General features: G+C 32.9%; 1 protein-coding gene. It reads left to right on the forward strand.

Going from position 1 to position 389, the window contains the following annotated elements:
• Positions 1-24: 24 nt before the first annotated feature.
• Positions 25-389: aminoglycoside adenylyltransferase (locus DW922_RS17035; RefSeq protein ID WP_118727152.1), on the forward strand; the 365-nt coding region annotated here is incomplete at its 3' end.

Here is a 389-nt window from a genome sequence, read left to right on the forward strand (position 1 = left end):
TAGAAGTTGTAAAGGAGACTTTGTATGGGTAGAAAAGAAATAACAACAAAAGAAGATTTAATGAAAGTAATAGAATTATTCGAAAATACTGGAATTACATACTGGTTGGATGGCGGATGGGGTGTAGATATTTTAGCTGGTAAACAAACAAGAATTCATAGAGATATAGATATAAATTTTGATGCTCAACATACGGAAAAATTGTTAAATGTGCTTTTGAATCTGGGCTATAAAATTGATACAGACTGGAAACCGGTTAGAATAGAGTTATATAGTGATGAACTTGGTTACTTAGACATTCACCCGTTCGTTTTAAATGAGGACGGAACTTCAAAACAAGCTGATTTAGAGGGTGGATGGTATGAGTTTGAAAAAGATTACTTTGGTAG

This window comes from Clostridium sp. AM42-4 (assembly GCF_003480105.1).
Classification (GTDB): Bacteria; Bacillota; Clostridia; order Lachnospirales; family Lachnospiraceae; genus Brotaphodocola.